Raw genomic sequence first — 15,900 nt, forward strand, 5'->3', positions numbered from 1 at the left:
AAGACCAATGAAACACGAGATTGTCGAAAAGAACGTTGGCCTACTCGCCGTATTGATCCTGGTCGTGATCAGCTTTGCCGGTTTGGCCGAAGTCGTTCCGCTGTTCTTCCAAAAACAAACTACCGAGCCGGTCGAAGGGCTACGCCCGCTGACGGCGCTCGAATTGGAAGGTCGCGATATCTACCGCCGCGAAGGGTGCGTGGGCTGCCACTCACAGATGGTCCGCCCCTTCCGCGCCGAGACCGAGCGCTACGGCCACTACAACGTTGCCGGCGAGCAGGTGTATGAGCACAATTTCCTGTGGGGCTCCAAGCGCACTGGGCCAGACCTGGCGCGCGTAGGCGGTCGTTACAGTGATGATTGGCACCGAGCCCACCTCTACAACCCGCGCGATGTGGTGCCAGAATCGATCATGCCAGCCTACCCCTGGCTGTTTGAGCGTACCCTCGACGGCGAAGCCACACCGGATAAAATGCGCACCCTGCGTCAGCTCGGCGTGCCCTACACCGATGAGGACATCGCCAATGCTACCGCTGACGTACGCGGCACCCAGGAAATCACTGCCCTGGTCGCCTATTTACAACAGTTAGGAACCGTGCTCGAGGGCACACGTTAAGTTATGGATACGGGAACTTTCCGCGGCCTGATCACGCTGATTTTGATCTTCGCTTTTATTGGCATCTTTTTCTGGGCCTACTCGAAGCGACGCAAGCCAGACTTCGACGAAGCGGCTAACCTGCCCTTTGCCGACGATGATGAGCAGCCGACCCGTGACAAGCATGCTTCGACCAAACACGAAGCGGATTCCCGCCACGACAGGGGAGATAAGAATAGATGAATAATTTATGGGGTGACTCCCTATCCAGCTTCTGGAGCGCCTGGATCATCGTCATCACACTGGGCACGATCGCGCTAAGCGTTTGGATTTTGCTAGCCAACCGCCGCACCGACAAAACCCCAGACGCCGATGGCAATGTCGAGACCACTGGCCACGCAGCTGATGGCATCGAAGAGTATGACAACCCGCTGCCACAGTGGTGGTTCAAACTCTTCATCTTGACCGTGGTGTTTGCGCTCGGCTACTTGGTGCTCTACCCCGGCCTGGGTAACTATGCCGGTATCCTGGGCTGGTCCCAGGAGAGTCAGTGGGAAGAGGAAGTGGCCGAGGCCGAAGAGCGCTTCACGCCCATTTTTGCTCAGTATCAGGAAGTGCCCATCCCCGAGCTGGCGCGTGATGGTGACGCCATGCAGGTGGCCGAGCGTATCTTCCTGAACAACTGTGCCGTGTGTCACGGCTCGAACGCCCAAGGCGGCTACGGCTTCCCCAACCTGACCGACGATGACTGGCTTTACGGTGGCGAACCCGAGAACATTCTGACCACGCTGAACAACGGCCGTAACGGCCTGATGCCGTCCTGGCAGCAGCTCGGTGAGAACAACATCGAAAACCTGACTCAGTACGTGCTGTCACTCTCCGGTGAGGAGCATGACGCCGAGCGCGCTGCCAGTGGTGAAAGTACCTTCCTGGCCGCCTGTGCGGCGTGCCACACGCCCAGCGGCACGGGGAACACTGCGCTTGGTGCGCCGAACCTGACCGACGACGTGTGGCTCTACTTGGCCCCAGGCCAAAGTGTGGCCGACTCGATTCGTCAAACGCTGCGTAACGGCCGTAACGGCCACATGCCTGCCCAGGCAGCGTATATCGGTGAGGAACGCGTCCATCTCGTCGCCGCTTACGTGTATAGCCTGCGCTTCAACGACTAGTCCCGTTGACAGGCGTTTAACGCAAGCGTGAACGAAGGGGTGCGGTTACATACCGCACCCTTTCTACATCTAGCGACCGCTCAGCCGCCCGACGATCCGTTACACTATCGCTAGTCATGTGCGAACAACGACTCGGCATAGCACAACGCAACCTGCGCTGTGTGTTGACGTCGAGTTTGCCGGGCTGATGTCCACTCCTGCCTATTGAGCTGCGATCACCGCCATGGAAAAAATACCTAGCCACGATATTACGCCGCCAACCGTTGGGCACCACACGCCGGGTGACACCACCACGCAAGAGATGTACGCCAAGCGGCGACATATCTATGTGCGTGAGATCAAAGGGCTGTTTCAAAAGGTACGACGCAGCGCCAACTGGGCGCTCATGTTGGGCTTCTTTTTGCTGCCTTGGGTGAACTGGGGGGATCGCCCCGCCGTATGGTTCGATCTGCCAGGCCGCGAATTTCATATTTTTTCGGCGACCTTCTATCCGCAGGAATTCATCCTCTTATCGTGGCTGCTGATCATTTGCGCCTTTGGATTGTTTTTTATTACCGTTTTCGCTGGGCGCGTTTGGTGTGGCTATACCTGCCCGCAGAGCGTCTGGACCTTTCTGTTCATCTGGCTCGAACATCGCATCGAAGGGTCGCGCAATCAGCGCATGAAGTTGGATAACCAACCAATGAATGCCCATAAAGCCTGGCGCAAAGGCGCCAAACACGCCGCCTGGTTGCTGATCGCCCTGGCCACCGGCGTGACGTTCGTCGGCTACTTTACGCCGATTCGTGACCTGGTCACGGAGCTCCCCACTTTGGAAGCCCACGGCTGGTCCTATTTTTGGGTAGGCTTCTTTTTAGTCTTCACCTATCTCAATGCGGGCTGGCTGCGCGAGCAGGTGTGCATCTATATGTGTCCCTATGCCCGCTTCCAGTCGGTGATGTTCGATCGCGATACGCTGATCGTTTCCTATGACGCCGCGCGCGGCGAACCCCGTGGCCATCGTAAAAAATCCCTCGACCACGCCCAGGTTCGTGAAGCGGGCTTGGGCGACTGCATCGATTGCGAACTCTGCGTTCAAGTTTGTCCTACCGGTATCGATATCCGCGACGGGCTGCAGTACGAGTGCATCACCTGTGCAGCCTGTATCGATGCCTGCGATAGTGTGATGGACAAAATGGGCTACCCCCGCGGCCTCGTTCGCTACACCACCGAAAACGCGCTGGAAGGTAAAAAGAGTAATATCCTGCGTCCGCGTTTGATCGGCTATTTCGTCGCACTGCTGGTGATGATAGCGACCTTTGCCTGGGCGGTGAACGATCGTACGCCGCTGAGTTTCGATGCCGAACGCGAGCGAACGCAGCTCTATCAAGTCACTCGCGATGGGCTGATCAGCAACGTTTATAGCCTCACCGTACGCAACCTGGATTCGCAAGATCACACCTACGTGATCAGCGCCGCCGGGCTCCCCAACCTACAGGTGGACAACACCTCGCTGCGGGTACCCGCAGGCGAGTCGCGCATTCAGGTCATTACCGTACTGGCAACCCCAGATACGTTGAGCGAGCCTAGCCACGCCATCACCTTGACGCTGCAAGCGCAGCAAGACGAACAGATTCAACAGACCCGTGAAGCGCGGTTCTTGAGCGACATCAGGAGATAAGTACGTCATGTCCGACACCCCCATTCCGCCTTGGTACAAACAGTTCTGGCCGTGGTTTTTACTCGGACTGCTGTTTTCGTCCATCCTCTTCAGCACTGGCTTCGCCATCATGTCGATCAAAAGCTACGACGGCATGGTGGTTCAGGAGGATTACTACGAGCACGGTAAAGCCATCAACATGGTGCTAGCGAAGCAGGAGCGCGCACGCGAACTCAACTTGAGCGCCGATCTGCGCATCGATCCACTCACCAGCGATATCGTCATCGACCTGACTGGGGACGCTCGGCCAGATAAGCTCTATCTCGATCTGATCTTCCCCACCGAAGATGATCGCGATCAATCCTTCGTACTGGAGCACGTGCGGGAGGGCCGCTATATCACGCAAGGTCCAGATAACCTGCGCTACCGGTGGTACCTTCAAATTCAGCCCGAGCAAGGCAACGACGCGGACTGGCGTCTCATTGGCGAAGCTCGCTTTCCCAATGAGCAGACTATTGCGCTGCTACCGGGAGGGCGGTCAGAGAGCGAATGAGCACCCACCCGCAAAGCTGCTACCACTGCGGTAGTCAGGTGCCTGACGGGGCGACATGGCGCATCGTCGTCGATGACACGTCCCACCCCTTGTGCTGCCCCGGCTGCGAAGCCGTGGCACACGCCATTGTGGATGGCGGGCTAGAGAGCTACTACCGCTACCGCACCGAACTACCCGAGCGGCCCGACGAGCGCCAAGCGGCCAAAGCGGAAACCTGGTCCGTGTTCGACGACCCTGGACTTCAGGCGCAGTTCGTTCACCCGGACGGAGAAGAGGGCCACGTCAGGGCAACGCTGGCCATCGACGGCATTACCTGTGCCGCCTGCGCCTGGCTCATCGAACACCGCCTGAACGCACTCGAAGGAGTCGCTTCCAGCGCGGTCAACCTGACCCATCACCGCCTACGCGTCTCCTGGGATCCCAGCGCCATCAAGCTCTCCCAGCTCTTTGCCGAGCTTGCCGCCATCGGCTACGAGGCACAGCCCTACGAGCCCGACCACGCCCAAACGCGCTTGCAGCATGAGGAGCGCATGAACGTGCGCCGGTTAATCGTGGCAGCGGTAGGGATGATGCAGGTGATGATGTTTTCCATCCCAATCTATGTGTCAGGGCCTGGGGAACTCAGTGAAGATTTCTTTGCGCTTTTTCACTGGCTCTCGTTTGCGTTGGCCACTCCGGTGGTCTTCTTCTCAGCACTACCCTTTTTCCGCAACGCCCTTCGTGATCTCAAAACGGGCGTCTTGGGCATGGATGTGCCCGTCTCACTGGCCATCGGCGGTGCCTATCTGGCCAGCAGCTATGCCGTACTGTTCAACGTTGGCGAGGTCTATTTCGACTCTGTCGCCATGTTCACCTTCTTCCTACTATTTGGCCGCTACGTGGAAGGACGCGCGCGGCGGCGCAGCGGCCACAGCGGCAATGCATTAAGTGGTGTGCTGCCGGTTTCTGCTACCCGACTGGAGGCGGACGGCAGCGAACGCATCCTACCCGCCAGCGAGCTAGCTCCCGGGGATCGAGTGCTCATCAAGCCCGGCCACGGTGTGCCCGCCGATGGCATCATAGAAGATGGTGAATCCAGCCTGGATGAGTCGATGCTAACCGGCGAATATCTACCCGTCACTCGCCGAGTAGGCGAACAGGTCGTGGGCGGCAGTCAAAACATGGAAAACCCGCTCACGGTGCGGGTTACCCATGCCGGCAGCCATGCGCGCGCGGCGGGTATCGTGGATTTGACCGATCGGGCCTTTGCCAGCCGCCCAAGGCTGGCCCAGATGGCAGCGCGAATGGCGCACCTATTCGTTCTACGCCTACTGGTGGTCACCGCCTGTGTCACCGTGGCGTGGTGGTTCATCGACCCGTCCCGTATGCTCTGGGTGCTGCTGTCGGTGCTCGTGGTCACCTGCCCGTGTGCACTGGCGCTCGCCACCCCAACGGCTCTCACGGCAGGGCATGGTCAGTTGCGCCAACGCGGCGTCCTGATCACCCGAGCCGATGCTATTGAGTCACTTTCGAACGTGACACGGGTGATTTTTGATAAGACCGGCACGCTGACCCGTGGCGAGATGCAGCTCACCCAGACGCATCCGTTAACCGAGCAGAGCAGCGAACGGCTACGCGCGATCGCTGCCGCACTAGAAGCTCACTCCGAGCACCCGATTGCCCGCGCTTTTCGACCGTATAGGGACGCCACGCTGCAAGCGCGGCAGGTCAAAAGCGTTACCGGCAGCGGACTGGAGGGCATACTCGACGGCGCTACATGGCGCTTGGGCAAGCCCGATTTTGCAACGAGCCAAACACTCAGCACGCCTGGCCGCGGTCAGTGGCTACTACTTAGCGAAGACGATGCACCACGCGCCTGGTTCAAGCTCCATGACGGTGTCCGGGAAGACGCTGCGCACACCGTTGCCGCCCTACAAGCGAAAGGGCTTACCGTGGAGCTACTCTCCGGCGATACCCAAGAAGCGGTAGAAAGCTTAGCCGAGCAGCTCGATATCCCCGTATGGCACGCGGGCAAGTCACCGGAAGGCAAACTCGAGCGGCTGCGCGAGCTACAGGCCCAAGGCGAGCGCGTGGTGATGATTGGGGATGGCATCAACGATGTGCCGGTCTTGGCCGGCGCCGATGTGGCCATTGCCATGAACGGTGCCACCGACTTGGCGCGTACCCGCGCCGATGCGGTCTTGCTCAGCCCACGTTTGATGCGTATTTTCGAGGCCATCGAGATTGCCAACGCCACGCGACGCATCATGCGTCAAAACATGATCTGGTCGGTGTGCTACAACTTCTCTGCACTGCCTCTGGCTGCGATGGGGTTGGTACCGCCCTGGCTGGCGGCCATTGGCATGTCGCTCAGCTCACTCGTGGTCGTGGGCAATGCGCTGCGCTTGACCCGCTGGCGTAGCTCGACCGTTTCCCAGGCAGCTCCCGCGAGACCGGTGACCGCATGACGATTCTCTATTTATTGATTCCACTGTCGCTGATTTTGCTAGGGCTCGCAGTGTGGGCCTTCTTTTGGGCGGTGAAGAATGACCAGTTCGACGACTTGGAAGGCCCTGCCCATCGTATTCTGTTCGACGACGATGAGAACGATCTCACCCCCGAACAGCGCGCCGAGCGCAAAAAAGGCACCAAGCCACCCCGTGACCGTGAGCCACCGCCGTGAACCCGACCGGACTTGACTTGCCGCCACTGCTGGCAGCCTTCGTATTTGGCTTGATGGGGGGTGCCCACTGCATTGGCATGTGCGGCGGCATCATGAGTGCGCTCACCTTTGCCGTGCCACCCAGCATGCGACACCCTGCCCGTATGGGTGGATTATTGCTCGGCTATAACCTAGGGCGCATCATGAGCTACATGACGGCTGGCGCTTTGGTAGCCGGACTAGGCACCTTGATCTCACTATCGCCTCAGGCGCGTCTCGCGCTACAGGTCGTCGCGGCGGTGATGCTGATGTTGATGGCGCTGTATATCGCTAACTGGTGGAAAGGCTTATTGAAAGTGGAAGCGATAGGGCGCAGGCTTTGGCGCCATATCGAACCCATCGGCAGGCGCTTGATGCCCGTCGTGTACCTGCCCCAGGCGTTTGCTTTAGGCGCCCTGTGGGGCTGGCTACCCTGCGGATTGGTCTACTCGATGCTTGCTTGGAGCCTAGCCATTGCCGATCCGTTACAAGGGGCGCTATTGATGGGTGCCTTTGGTTTGGGCACCCTGCCCGCGCTGCTTGCGACGGGCCTAGCGGCACGCCAGCTCAGCCACTTGATTCGCCACCGTGCCACGCGCAGTATCGCCGCGCTGACCATCATCAGTTTTGCGCTGTGGCAGCTCTGGACGCTGTTCTCCCCCACCGGGCACTGAACCTATCGGCGGGCCGCACTTTCTCACCTTTCTAACTAGCTTAGCCGCTTCGGCATGGGCTTTTACGCCATTGCTTGATACAGCTCAACGCATTGCGCTACCCCCTGGCGTAGCATGAACGCATCCGTTCACTCGCTTGTTCTGTTACACCGGAGCGTTGCCTATGCCCGTTCATGCTACTGCTGCCCACGCCCAGACCACTTCATCAGTGGCTGAGGCCACTGCATGGGACGACGCCCTGATACGTCGTTATGACACGAGCGGCCCGCGCTATACCTCTTATCCGACAGCGCTGTCGTTTCACGACGGCTTCACCGCCGACGATATGGCCCAGGCACTAGAACGCAGTAACGCCAGCCAAAAGCCACTGTCGCTCTATGTCCACGTCCCATTTTGCCGCAAGATCTGCTTCTACTGTGCGTGCAACAAAATCGCTACGAAAAATACGTCGCTGGCCGAGCCCTACCTGTCTCGGCTAGATCGTGAGATGGTGCTCACGTCGCGCCATTTAGATACCCAACGACCGGTGCAGCAACTGCATTGGGGCGGCGGCACGCCGACGTTTCTTACCTTGGCGCAAATGAGCGATTTGGTCGACCGGCTTGATGCCCGTTTTGGGTTATCGAACGCGCCAGATCGGGACTATGCCATTGAAATTGACCCACGCGAAGCGGATGTCTTTACCCTGCGACATCTCCAATCGCTAGGATTTAACCGCCTAAGCCTTGGCGTTCAAGATCTCGATCCGCAGGTTCAAGCGGCGATCAATCGCGTGCAGCCCCGGGTGCTCACCGAAACGCTCATGGACGAAGCGCATCGGCTCGGCTTTCGCTCGCTCAACCTCGATTTAATCTATGGCCTTCCCTTTCAAACCGAACGGCGTTTTGCCGAAACGCTTCGTCAGGTCATCGAGCTGGGACCAGCACGATTATCGGTCTTCAACTACGCCCACATGCCAGCCCGCTTTGCGCCCCAGCGACGTATCCAGTTGGCCGACCTGCCCAGCGCCGATGAAAAGCTGGCCATGCTGCACACCACTATCGAGATGCTCACCCAGGCGGGCTATGTGCATATTGGCATGGACCACTTTGCACGCCCCGACGACAGCTTGGCCCAGGCGCAGCGCAACGGCACGCTGCAGCGTAATTTTCAAGGCTACTCCAGCCACGCCGAGTGCGATTTGATCGGTTTGGGCGTATCCGCCATTTCTCGGGTCGACGATATTTACGCCCAAAACCCTACTCAGCTCGCCCACTATGAAGCCGCCTTGGATGAAGGTAGGCTGGCAACGATAAAAGGACTACGCTTAAATAAGGATGACCTAATAAGAAGAGACGTCATCGAGCGGTTCATGTGCGATATGGCCATTGATCTCGACGCGATCGGTCAGCGTTGGCATATCGATGCGGCAGACTACTTTGCCACTGCCTTCGAGCGACTGGCGATCGCCGAACGGGATGGCCTCGTACAGCGTGAGGGCCTTCGGCTGAGCGCCACGCCGATCGGGCGATTGCTCATTCGGCATTTGGCCATGGCCTTCGACACTCACTTACAACGTCAGGATGGTCAGCGCTACTCGAAGATCGTGTGAGCGCCTTGAGCCGCCTGCCCCCTGTGCCTATGATGGCGAAAGAAGAAGGGAGACTCCTATGCCATATCCTGCCAGCCAACGACGTTCACTGCTGCAAGAGGCGCGCTGCCAGACGTGTAGTCTAAGCTCGCTGTGCTTACCGCTCGCCTTGGAGCTCGAGGATATGAGCCAGTTCGATGCGATCATTCGCCGCCGCTCGCCGTTGAAGAAAGGCGAACCCCTGTTCCGCCAAGGGGACGCTTTCACCAGTGTCTATGCGGTGCGCTCGGGTAGCTTGAAGCAGGTCACCAGCGAAGGCAACGGCCATGACCAGCTCACCAATTTCTTTCTACCCAGCGAACTAGTGGGTTTGGACGGCATCGACGAAGAGCACTACCCCGGCACGGTGATGGCTCTGGAAACGACGACGGTGTGCGAAATTCCGTTCGACCGCCTGGACTCGCTCTCCGAGGAGCTGCCCGAGCTGCGCGGCCAGCTCTATCGCAGCATGAGTAAAGAACTGCGCGACGATCGGCGAATGATGCGTCTACTGTCGCGTAAGACCGCGGATCAGCGGCTGGCGAGCTTTTTGATTACGCTCTCTGATCGCTTCCGGCGGCGGGGCTACTCGCCATACAGCTTCCGCCTATCCATGTCCCGGGCCGATATGGGTAACTACCTGGGCCTAGCGGTCGAAACGGTCAGCCGCATTCTTAGCCGCTTTCAGCAGCAGGAGGTCGTGGCCGTCTCAGGGCGCGAGGTCAATATTTTGGACATGCAGCGCCTCATTACCCTGGCAGAAGAGGAGGCGCCAACGATCACACGTTGAAGGCTTGGATGCGTCCTTCCATCAAGGCCGCCTGCTTGGCTTCGAGACCGGCAAAGTCGAATAGCTCGCGATCGGCAAGCTGCGAGGGTGCCACGTTGGTGACTGCTTTGAACATGCTCTCCAAGCGCCCAGGATGCTTCTTGTCCCACTCCGCCAACATCTCTTTGACGATTTGTCGCTGCATGTTCGGCTGCGACCCACACAAATTACAGGGAATGATGGGAAACGCCATCTGCCGCGAAAACTCAGCAATATCCGCCTCTTTACAGTAGGCCAGCGGGCGGATCACGATGTTTTTACCGTCATCCGAGAGCAGTTTCGGCGGCATGGCTTTTAGCGTACCGCCGAAGAACATGTTCAGAAACAGCGTTTCTAGAATGTCTTCGCGATGGTGGCCGAGGGCAATCTTGTTCGCGCCGATCTCTTCGGCAAACCCATACAGCGAGCCGCGGCGCAAGCGCGAGCAGAGCGCGCAGGTGGTTTTACCCTCCGGGGTTTTCTCCTTTACCACCGAGTAGGTGTCACGCTCGAGAATGTGATACTCCACCCCCAGCTTATCCAAATACTGGGGCAAGACGTGCTCTGGGAAACCAGGCTGTTTTTGGTCCATGTTGACCGCCACCAGCGAAAAATCGACCGGCGCGTTGCGTTGCAAGTTGCGCAAAATCTCCAGCATCGTGTAGCTATCTTTGCCGCCGGAGAGGCACACCATGACCCGATCGCCATCCTCGATCATGTTGTAATCGATGATCGCGTTTCCCACTTCGCGCCGCAGGCGTTTTTGCAACTTGTTGAATTCACGCTTCTGCTTGGCATCCTGCAGCTCGTGCTGCGTGGCGGTAGGCTCGTCAGACGCGCTGTCTGACAAAGTAGGGTCAAAGTAGTCAGGTGATAACATGGTCGTCGCACTGCCGGTGGGTAAAGGAGCAGTATGTATTCTAACAACACTCCGAAGCTCTACCCAATACAAACCCTAGGCGGTCAGGGCGATCTCGCGCTGCAAACGTAGATACAGAAGTGCACTCGCGGTGGCTTCGCTGGTCACGCTAGGCCAGATCAGCCGTGGCAGCCGCCAACGGGTCAGCGCCTCGCCAAGCGATTCGAGGGTATCGACCTGCGGATGCAGCCGCCGTAGCTGTCGCCCGTGCAACTTGGCAACGTCGACCTGGGCGTTGGGTAAACCGAACCCCAATACGCGTTTGAATAGCCCGTTGAGCGGCTCGATCGTGCGCTCTAACTGCCAACCAACGAGCGGCCGATTCTCGATGAATTCGGCCAGCTCTGTCAGGCATTCGATATCTGGGGAGCGCGGGGTATCCGTCGCGTGTAACTGCTGATGGCGGCGCAGGGTGGCAGACACTGGCACGGGAGATTCTGACAGTGTGGCCCACCAGATACGGCTAGTGTGCACACGCCGCGGACTGAGCACGACGGCCGCCACGCTGACGACATTGGGCTGACCGTCACTCACCTGGCAGGCCATCGCGACGGACTCCTCGCCCATGTACGGCTGAAATAGCCACGCGTAGGGCGAATCGGCCCATCGGCGTCGATCGCTTTCCCGCTGCAGCAGCGTTCTTAACGAGCCGCTCAGCAGCGTCATGTGTCGATCTAACAAGCGCATTCCGCTCACGAATACTCCAAATGATAGCGGTGGGAAAGGCGCTGCTTGAAGTCCTTCACAATGTGGAGGGCTTCTCGCAGCAGGTCTCGCTCCAGCGAAGAGAGCTCTTGCACTACGACCCGGTTAGTGCGCTTGGCGTGGGCGCTATCCAGCTCCTGAAGCTGCTGACGCAGGCGCAGCTCGGTGAACAGTGCCAGCGCCTCACCCACATCGTCGGCAAAGCGTCGATCCAGACGCCCGTCGGTGGCCAGATCATCCAAACGATCCAGCGTCGAAGTGACCGTTATCCGCCGCTCGAGGGCCATGGTGCGCACGCCGTGCACGATGGGGAAAATCCCGCCTTTTTTGATATCGATACCGTGCTGCGGCTTCTTCAGTGAGCCAAATAGGGTCAGCGGCGTCGAGAAGCGCAGTGCCGCACGGGCAAAGTACGAGAGCAGCAGCTCATCGTGGGAGCAGTGCTCGAACAGCGCGTGGCGGACTTGGTCGAGCAGCGTCGGATTGCCCGCCACGCCATGAGAGTCGAGCAGAATGGCCAGTTTCATCAAACTGTCACCATCGCGGGCACTGACCCATTTGGCGATACGCTGCTGCCACTGGGAGACCGTGCCCACCCACTCAGGGTTGGACACCATGATATTCCCCGGACAGGGCGGGTAACCCAGCGTTATCAACGTTTGGGTCAAGGTCGCCATGTCGTCAGCGACCGTGGGCCACTGGCAGTCGTCAGCGAGGATCAAACCGTTATCCTGGTCGGTTTTTAGGATTTGCTCGCCGCGCCCCTCACTGCCCATCACCATCAGGCAACTTTGGCGGTGATACTGCTCGGGCACCGTAAAACCCCAGGCTTTACTCATGATGCGGCCATTGAGCGCTGCCAGTAACTCCATGGCAAAGCGCAGCTTCACGCCCTGCGCCATTAGCGCGTTGACCAACTCTGGGGTACGTTGGCTGGCAGCCGCCAAAGCTTCCAGGCCATTGGCTTGCTCGACCTGTAAACTCACCACGTAGCTACGGCTGGAGAAAAAGCTCAGCACGTCCATCAATTCCACGACGCCTCGGGCGTGCTCATCCTCCATTACCACTACGCGAGCGACCTTATGCCGAGTCATCATAATCAGTGCTTCGAACAGGTATTGATCGGGCGCGACGGTGACCAGTGATTGGTTGGCCAGCGACGCCACAGGCGAGTGCTGGGTACTCTCCCCCAATACCAACCCATTGAGCAGGTCGGTTTTAGTGACCATGCCCAGCGCCTCTTGCGTATTCACCAGCAGGCTATCGGCATGGCTATCGTTCAGTTGGCGAACGGCGTCGTGAATGGTGCTCGATGCATCGATGAGTACCGGCTCGCGCATACATTCGCGCACTTTGGCCAGCATGAAACCCGCCATCGTGACGCCACCATCAGCGCGTTTTTCCGTTAGCAGGCGCGCTTTGTGTGACAGCGACTGCTTGAAAAACTGTTCAAACGGTGGGTAGTGACGGCAGAGCTGGGTAAACAGTGCTTTGGGCATCACATAGCACAAGCACTCCTGCTCGGCTTGGAAGCGGTAACGGCTCTTGCCATTGAGAATACTGATCGCTCCGAACAGATCACCGGCGGTGTAGTGACCAATTCGCGCGCTAGCGGCAGGCAGCGTGGGGTCCAACTCAGCGACCTCCCCCTTATGAATCAGAAACACCGACTCGCCTGCCTGCCCCATCTCGAGGATGACTTCATCGCGATCGAAGAAGGCAAGATCCATCCCACGACGAACATGATCACGCCCGGCGTCATCGATCAGCGTAAACGGCAGCTGGGAGAGATCCACGTCTACCATGGGCGACCTCGCTTAAGGGCAGTGATTGAGACATACCACCCACGGGGTGGCGAACGTTAGACATATCGACTCATTATACTTTTAGCTATAGCGCTTACGTCTTAACGACCTTTGTTTAGCGACGAAAGTAGTGACTTTCCCGAACGTTTTAAATTCGGCTAAACACCTTTGGTTAAGGTAGCAAACATTGTTTTTAAGCGAGCCATAGACCATTGTCCTATCGCGACATGAATGGCGTTAAAATAACGCTTAAAATTCATCAAAAATAATGCTTTATGTCTTCACACCCGGCTCTTACCCCGCCATTTAAACACCCTGATACCAAAGTCTGGGATTTATTTTTGGTGATTATTGCCCAGTATTACCCATGAGTCATACAGGGTAATCGCATGCCGCTTGTCTTATGCACTTCAAGCCGCTAACGATAACTTGCCGACCACCCCTTAACGACATAAACGGCTTAACAATAAGAAGGTGACGTGTTTGGCAGCACTGTTTTACCGCTCACTCAACAGCGCGGTTTTCCATGCGGGGTTGCCCTGATGAACCACACGCTATCTTGAGTTCACTTTCCAACCCTAAAAATCACAACTGGAGAGCAACACAATGGCAGACGATAAATCCAATGCTGCTGAATACTGGAAGGCCAACGTCCGGCTGATCTTCGGATGCCTCGTAGTCTGGGCATTTGTCTCCTACGGCTGCGCCATCCTCTTTCGCCCACTGCTCGCGGGCATTCCCGTCGGCGGTACGGATCTGGGCTTCTGGTTTGCTCAGCAAGGCTCCATTCTCACCTTCATCGTGCTGATCTTCTTCTACGCCTGGAGAATGAACGCGCTCGATAAAAAATACGGCCTGGGGGAGTAAGCCAGCATGAGCCAGTTTGCAATCAACTTACTGTTCGTTGGCGCCTCGTTTGCGCTCTATATCGGCATTGCGATATGGGCGCGAGCAGGCTCCACCAAAGACTTCTACGTTGCCGGCGGCGGCGTACACCCGATCACCAATGGTATGGCCACGGCGGCCGACTGGATGTCGGCGGCGTCGTTCATCTCCATGGCGGGCCTGCTCGCGTCGGGCGGCTACGCCAACTCCACGTTCTTGATGGGCTGGACCGGTGGCTACGTCATTCTGGCGATGTTGCTGGCCCCTTACCTGCGTAAGTTCGGCAAGTTCACCGTGCCAGACTTCATTGGTGACCGCTTCTACAGCAACACAGCGCGTTTGGTCGCGATCATCTGCTTGATCGTGGCTTCCGTCACCTACGTTATCGGTCAGATGACTGGTGCGGGCGTCGCGTTTTCCCGCTTCCTGGAAGTGAGTAACACCTGGGGCATCTGGATTGCCGCTGCCATCGTCTTCATGTATGCCGTATTCGGCGGTATGAAAGGCATCACGTATACCCAGGTAGCGCAGTACATCGTACTGATCATTGCCTATACAATTCCGGCGGTGTTCATCGCCATGCAGCTCACCGGCAACCCGATTCCGATGTTCGGCATGTTCAGCACCCACACCGAGTCCGGTATCCCGCTGCTGCAAAAGCTGGATGACGTCGTGAATGCACTCGGCTTCCGTGACTACACCGCCGACGTGGACAACAAGCTCAACATGGTGCTGTTCACCCTGTCGCTGATGGTCGGTACCGCCGGTCTGCCCCACGTGATCATTCGCTTCTTCACCGTACCGAAGGTCGCCGATGCACGCTGGTCGGCAGGCTGGGCACTGGTGTTCATCGCCCTGCTCTACCTGACAGCCCCCGCGGTTGGCTCCATGGCACGCCTGAACCTGATGACGACCGTTTATCCAGAAATGGCTGGCCAAACGGAAAACTACGAAGAAGCTGCGCGTAACCCGATCCTCTACGAAGATCGTCCGGAATGGTTCCGCACCTGGGAAGAGACCGGCCTGATCACCCACAACGATCTGAACGACGATGGCCGTATCCAGTTCTACAACGGTGCTGCTGACTATTCAGACCGCGGCTGGGAAGGCAACGAACTGGAGGTCAACAACGACATCCTAGTACTGGCTAACCCTGAAATTGCCAACCTGCCCGGCTGGGTAGTGGGCTTGATCGCGGCAGGTGGTATCGCAGCGGCACTCTCCACGGCAGCGGGTCTGCTCTTGGCGATCTCGTCAGCGATCAGTCACGATTTGATCAAAACCATGATCAACCCGAAAATCTCTGAAAAAGGCGAAATGCTGGCAGCCCGTATCTCCATGGGCGGCGCGATCTTACTGGCGACCTACTTAGGGCTCAATCCGCCTGGGTTTGCAGCACAAACGGTAGCACTTGCCTTCGGTATTGCCGGTGCCTCGCTGTTCCCTGCGCTGATGATGGGTATCTTCTCTAAGCGCATGAACAACAAAGGCGCGGTTGCCGGTATGCTGGCGGGTCTCATCTGCACCCTGCTCTACATCTTCACCTACTTGGGCTGGTTCTTCATTCCGGGCACCAATATGCTGGCCAACACGCCGGATAACTGGATGCTGGGTATCTCACCGCTCTCGTTTGGTGCCGTAGGTGCGATCATCAACTTCGCCGTGGCCTTCATTGTCTCCAACGCCACCGATGCACCGCCGCAAGAAATTCAGGACCTGGTGGAAAGTGTACGCTATCCGAAAGGTGCTGGTGCTGCGGTCGATCACTAAGTCATAATCGTTCCACTCTATTGCGCCGTGGGCCAATAGCGAACGGAACCACCCTCCATCGGGCTTCCTTAGGGAAGCCCGATGGCTTT

General features: G+C 58.1%; 15 protein-coding genes. 12 read left to right on the forward strand and 3 right to left on the reverse strand.

Going from position 1 to position 15,900, the window contains the following annotated elements:
* Window positions 1-7 precede the first annotated feature (7 nt).
* From ccoO to fnr, 10 genes are all read left to right on the forward strand, one after another.
* Entirely contained in the window at window positions 8-616 is a 609-nt protein-coding gene (ccoO, locus tag FRH_RS02170; protein WP_153842519.1) for a cytochrome-c oxidase, cbb3-type subunit II, read from the forward strand.
* A gap of 3 nt (window positions 617-619) precedes the next feature.
* Window positions 620-838 carry a cbb3-type cytochrome c oxidase subunit 3 gene (locus FRH_RS02175; protein WP_139526389.1) on the forward strand — a complete coding sequence of 73 codons (219 nt, stop codon included), beginning with the start codon at window positions 620-622 and terminating at the stop codon, window positions 836-838.
* Window positions 835-1,764, forward strand: a complete 930-nt coding sequence (gene ccoP / locus FRH_RS02180) for a cytochrome-c oxidase, cbb3-type subunit III (protein WP_139526388.1) — start codon at window positions 835-837, stop codon at window positions 1,762-1,764. Before FRH_RS02175 ends, ccoP begins: the two co-directional genes overlap by 4 nt.
* Window positions 1,765-1,987: 223 nt before the next feature.
* A complete protein-coding gene (ccoG, locus tag FRH_RS02185) occupies window positions 1,988-3,424 on the forward strand; it encodes a cytochrome c oxidase accessory protein CcoG (protein ID WP_219861719.1) in 1,437 nt (478 codons plus the stop codon).
* Between the two features lie 7 nt (window positions 3,425-3,431).
* Window positions 3,432-3,956 carry a FixH family protein gene (locus FRH_RS02190; protein ID WP_139526386.1) on the forward strand — a complete coding sequence of 175 codons (525 nt, stop codon included), beginning with the start codon at window positions 3,432-3,434 and terminating at the stop codon, window positions 3,954-3,956.
* Window positions 3,953-6,403, forward strand: coding sequence for a heavy metal translocating P-type ATPase (locus tag FRH_RS02195; protein WP_219861721.1), 2,451 nt, complete (start codon window positions 3,953-3,955; stop codon window positions 6,401-6,403). The genes FRH_RS02190 and FRH_RS02195 overlap by 4 nt, the downstream gene beginning before the upstream one ends.
* Window positions 6,400-6,618: a cbb3-type cytochrome oxidase assembly protein CcoS gene (ccoS, locus tag FRH_RS02200; protein WP_044628710.1), complete on the forward strand. Its 219-nt coding sequence runs from the start codon at window positions 6,400-6,402 to the stop codon at window positions 6,616-6,618. Before FRH_RS02195 ends, ccoS begins: the two co-directional genes overlap by 4 nt.
* On the forward strand, window positions 6,615-7,310 hold the full coding sequence (locus tag FRH_RS02205; RefSeq protein WP_219861724.1) for a sulfite exporter TauE/SafE family protein: 696 nt from the start codon (window positions 6,615-6,617) through the stop codon (window positions 7,308-7,310). Before ccoS ends, FRH_RS02205 begins: the two co-directional genes overlap by 4 nt.
* A 163-nt stretch (window positions 7,311-7,473) precedes the next feature.
* On the forward strand, window positions 7,474-8,901 hold the full coding sequence (gene hemN, locus FRH_RS02210) for an oxygen-independent coproporphyrinogen III oxidase (protein ID WP_219861726.1): 1,428 nt from the start codon (window positions 7,474-7,476) through the stop codon (window positions 8,899-8,901).
* Window positions 8,902-8,959: 58 nt separating this feature from the next.
* Window positions 8,960-9,709 (forward strand): fumarate/nitrate reduction transcriptional regulator Fnr, encoded by a 750-nt coding sequence (gene fnr / locus FRH_RS02215; protein ID WP_139526381.1) that lies wholly within the window; start codon window positions 8,960-8,962, stop codon window positions 9,707-9,709.
* On the opposite strand, the gene ttcA is transcribed toward fnr, so the two are convergent.
* From ttcA to FRH_RS02230, 3 genes are all read right to left on the reverse strand, one after another.
* The gene (gene ttcA / locus FRH_RS02220) at window positions 9,699-10,607 is read right to left on the reverse strand and encodes a tRNA 2-thiocytidine(32) synthetase TtcA (RefSeq protein ID WP_139526380.1); all 909 of its coding nucleotides are present in this window, start codon (window positions 10,605-10,607) and stop codon (window positions 9,699-9,701) included. The two genes, fnr and ttcA, sit on opposite strands and share 11 nt — an antisense overlap.
* A 75-nt stretch (window positions 10,608-10,682) precedes the next feature.
* Window positions 10,683-11,333, reverse strand: coding sequence for a DNA polymerase III subunit epsilon (locus FRH_RS02225; protein WP_139526883.1), 651 nt, complete (start codon window positions 11,331-11,333; stop codon window positions 10,683-10,685).
* A gap of 5 nt (window positions 11,334-11,338) precedes the next feature.
* Complete coding sequence (locus tag FRH_RS02230; RefSeq protein WP_139526379.1) at window positions 11,339-13,156, reverse strand: putative nucleotidyltransferase substrate binding domain-containing protein; 1,818 nt, start codon at window positions 13,154-13,156, stop codon at window positions 11,339-11,341.
* Window positions 13,157-13,762: 606 nt separating this feature from the next.
* On the opposite strand from FRH_RS02230, the gene FRH_RS02235 reads away from it, so the two are divergent.
* The gene (locus FRH_RS02235) at window positions 13,763-14,023 is read left to right on the forward strand and encodes a DUF4212 domain-containing protein (protein ID WP_054641318.1); all 261 of its coding nucleotides are present in this window, start codon (window positions 13,763-13,765) and stop codon (window positions 14,021-14,023) included.
* A 6-nt stretch (window positions 14,024-14,029) separates the two neighbouring features.
* A complete protein-coding gene (locus tag FRH_RS02240) occupies window positions 14,030-15,811 on the forward strand; it encodes a sodium:solute symporter family protein (protein WP_139526378.1) in 1,782 nt (593 codons plus the stop codon).
* Window positions 15,812-15,900 lie beyond the last annotated feature (89 nt).

The organism is Halomonas sp. A020 (genome assembly GCF_027943625.1).
Taxonomy (GTDB): domain Bacteria; phylum Pseudomonadota; class Gammaproteobacteria; order Pseudomonadales; family Halomonadaceae; genus Vreelandella; species Vreelandella piezotolerans.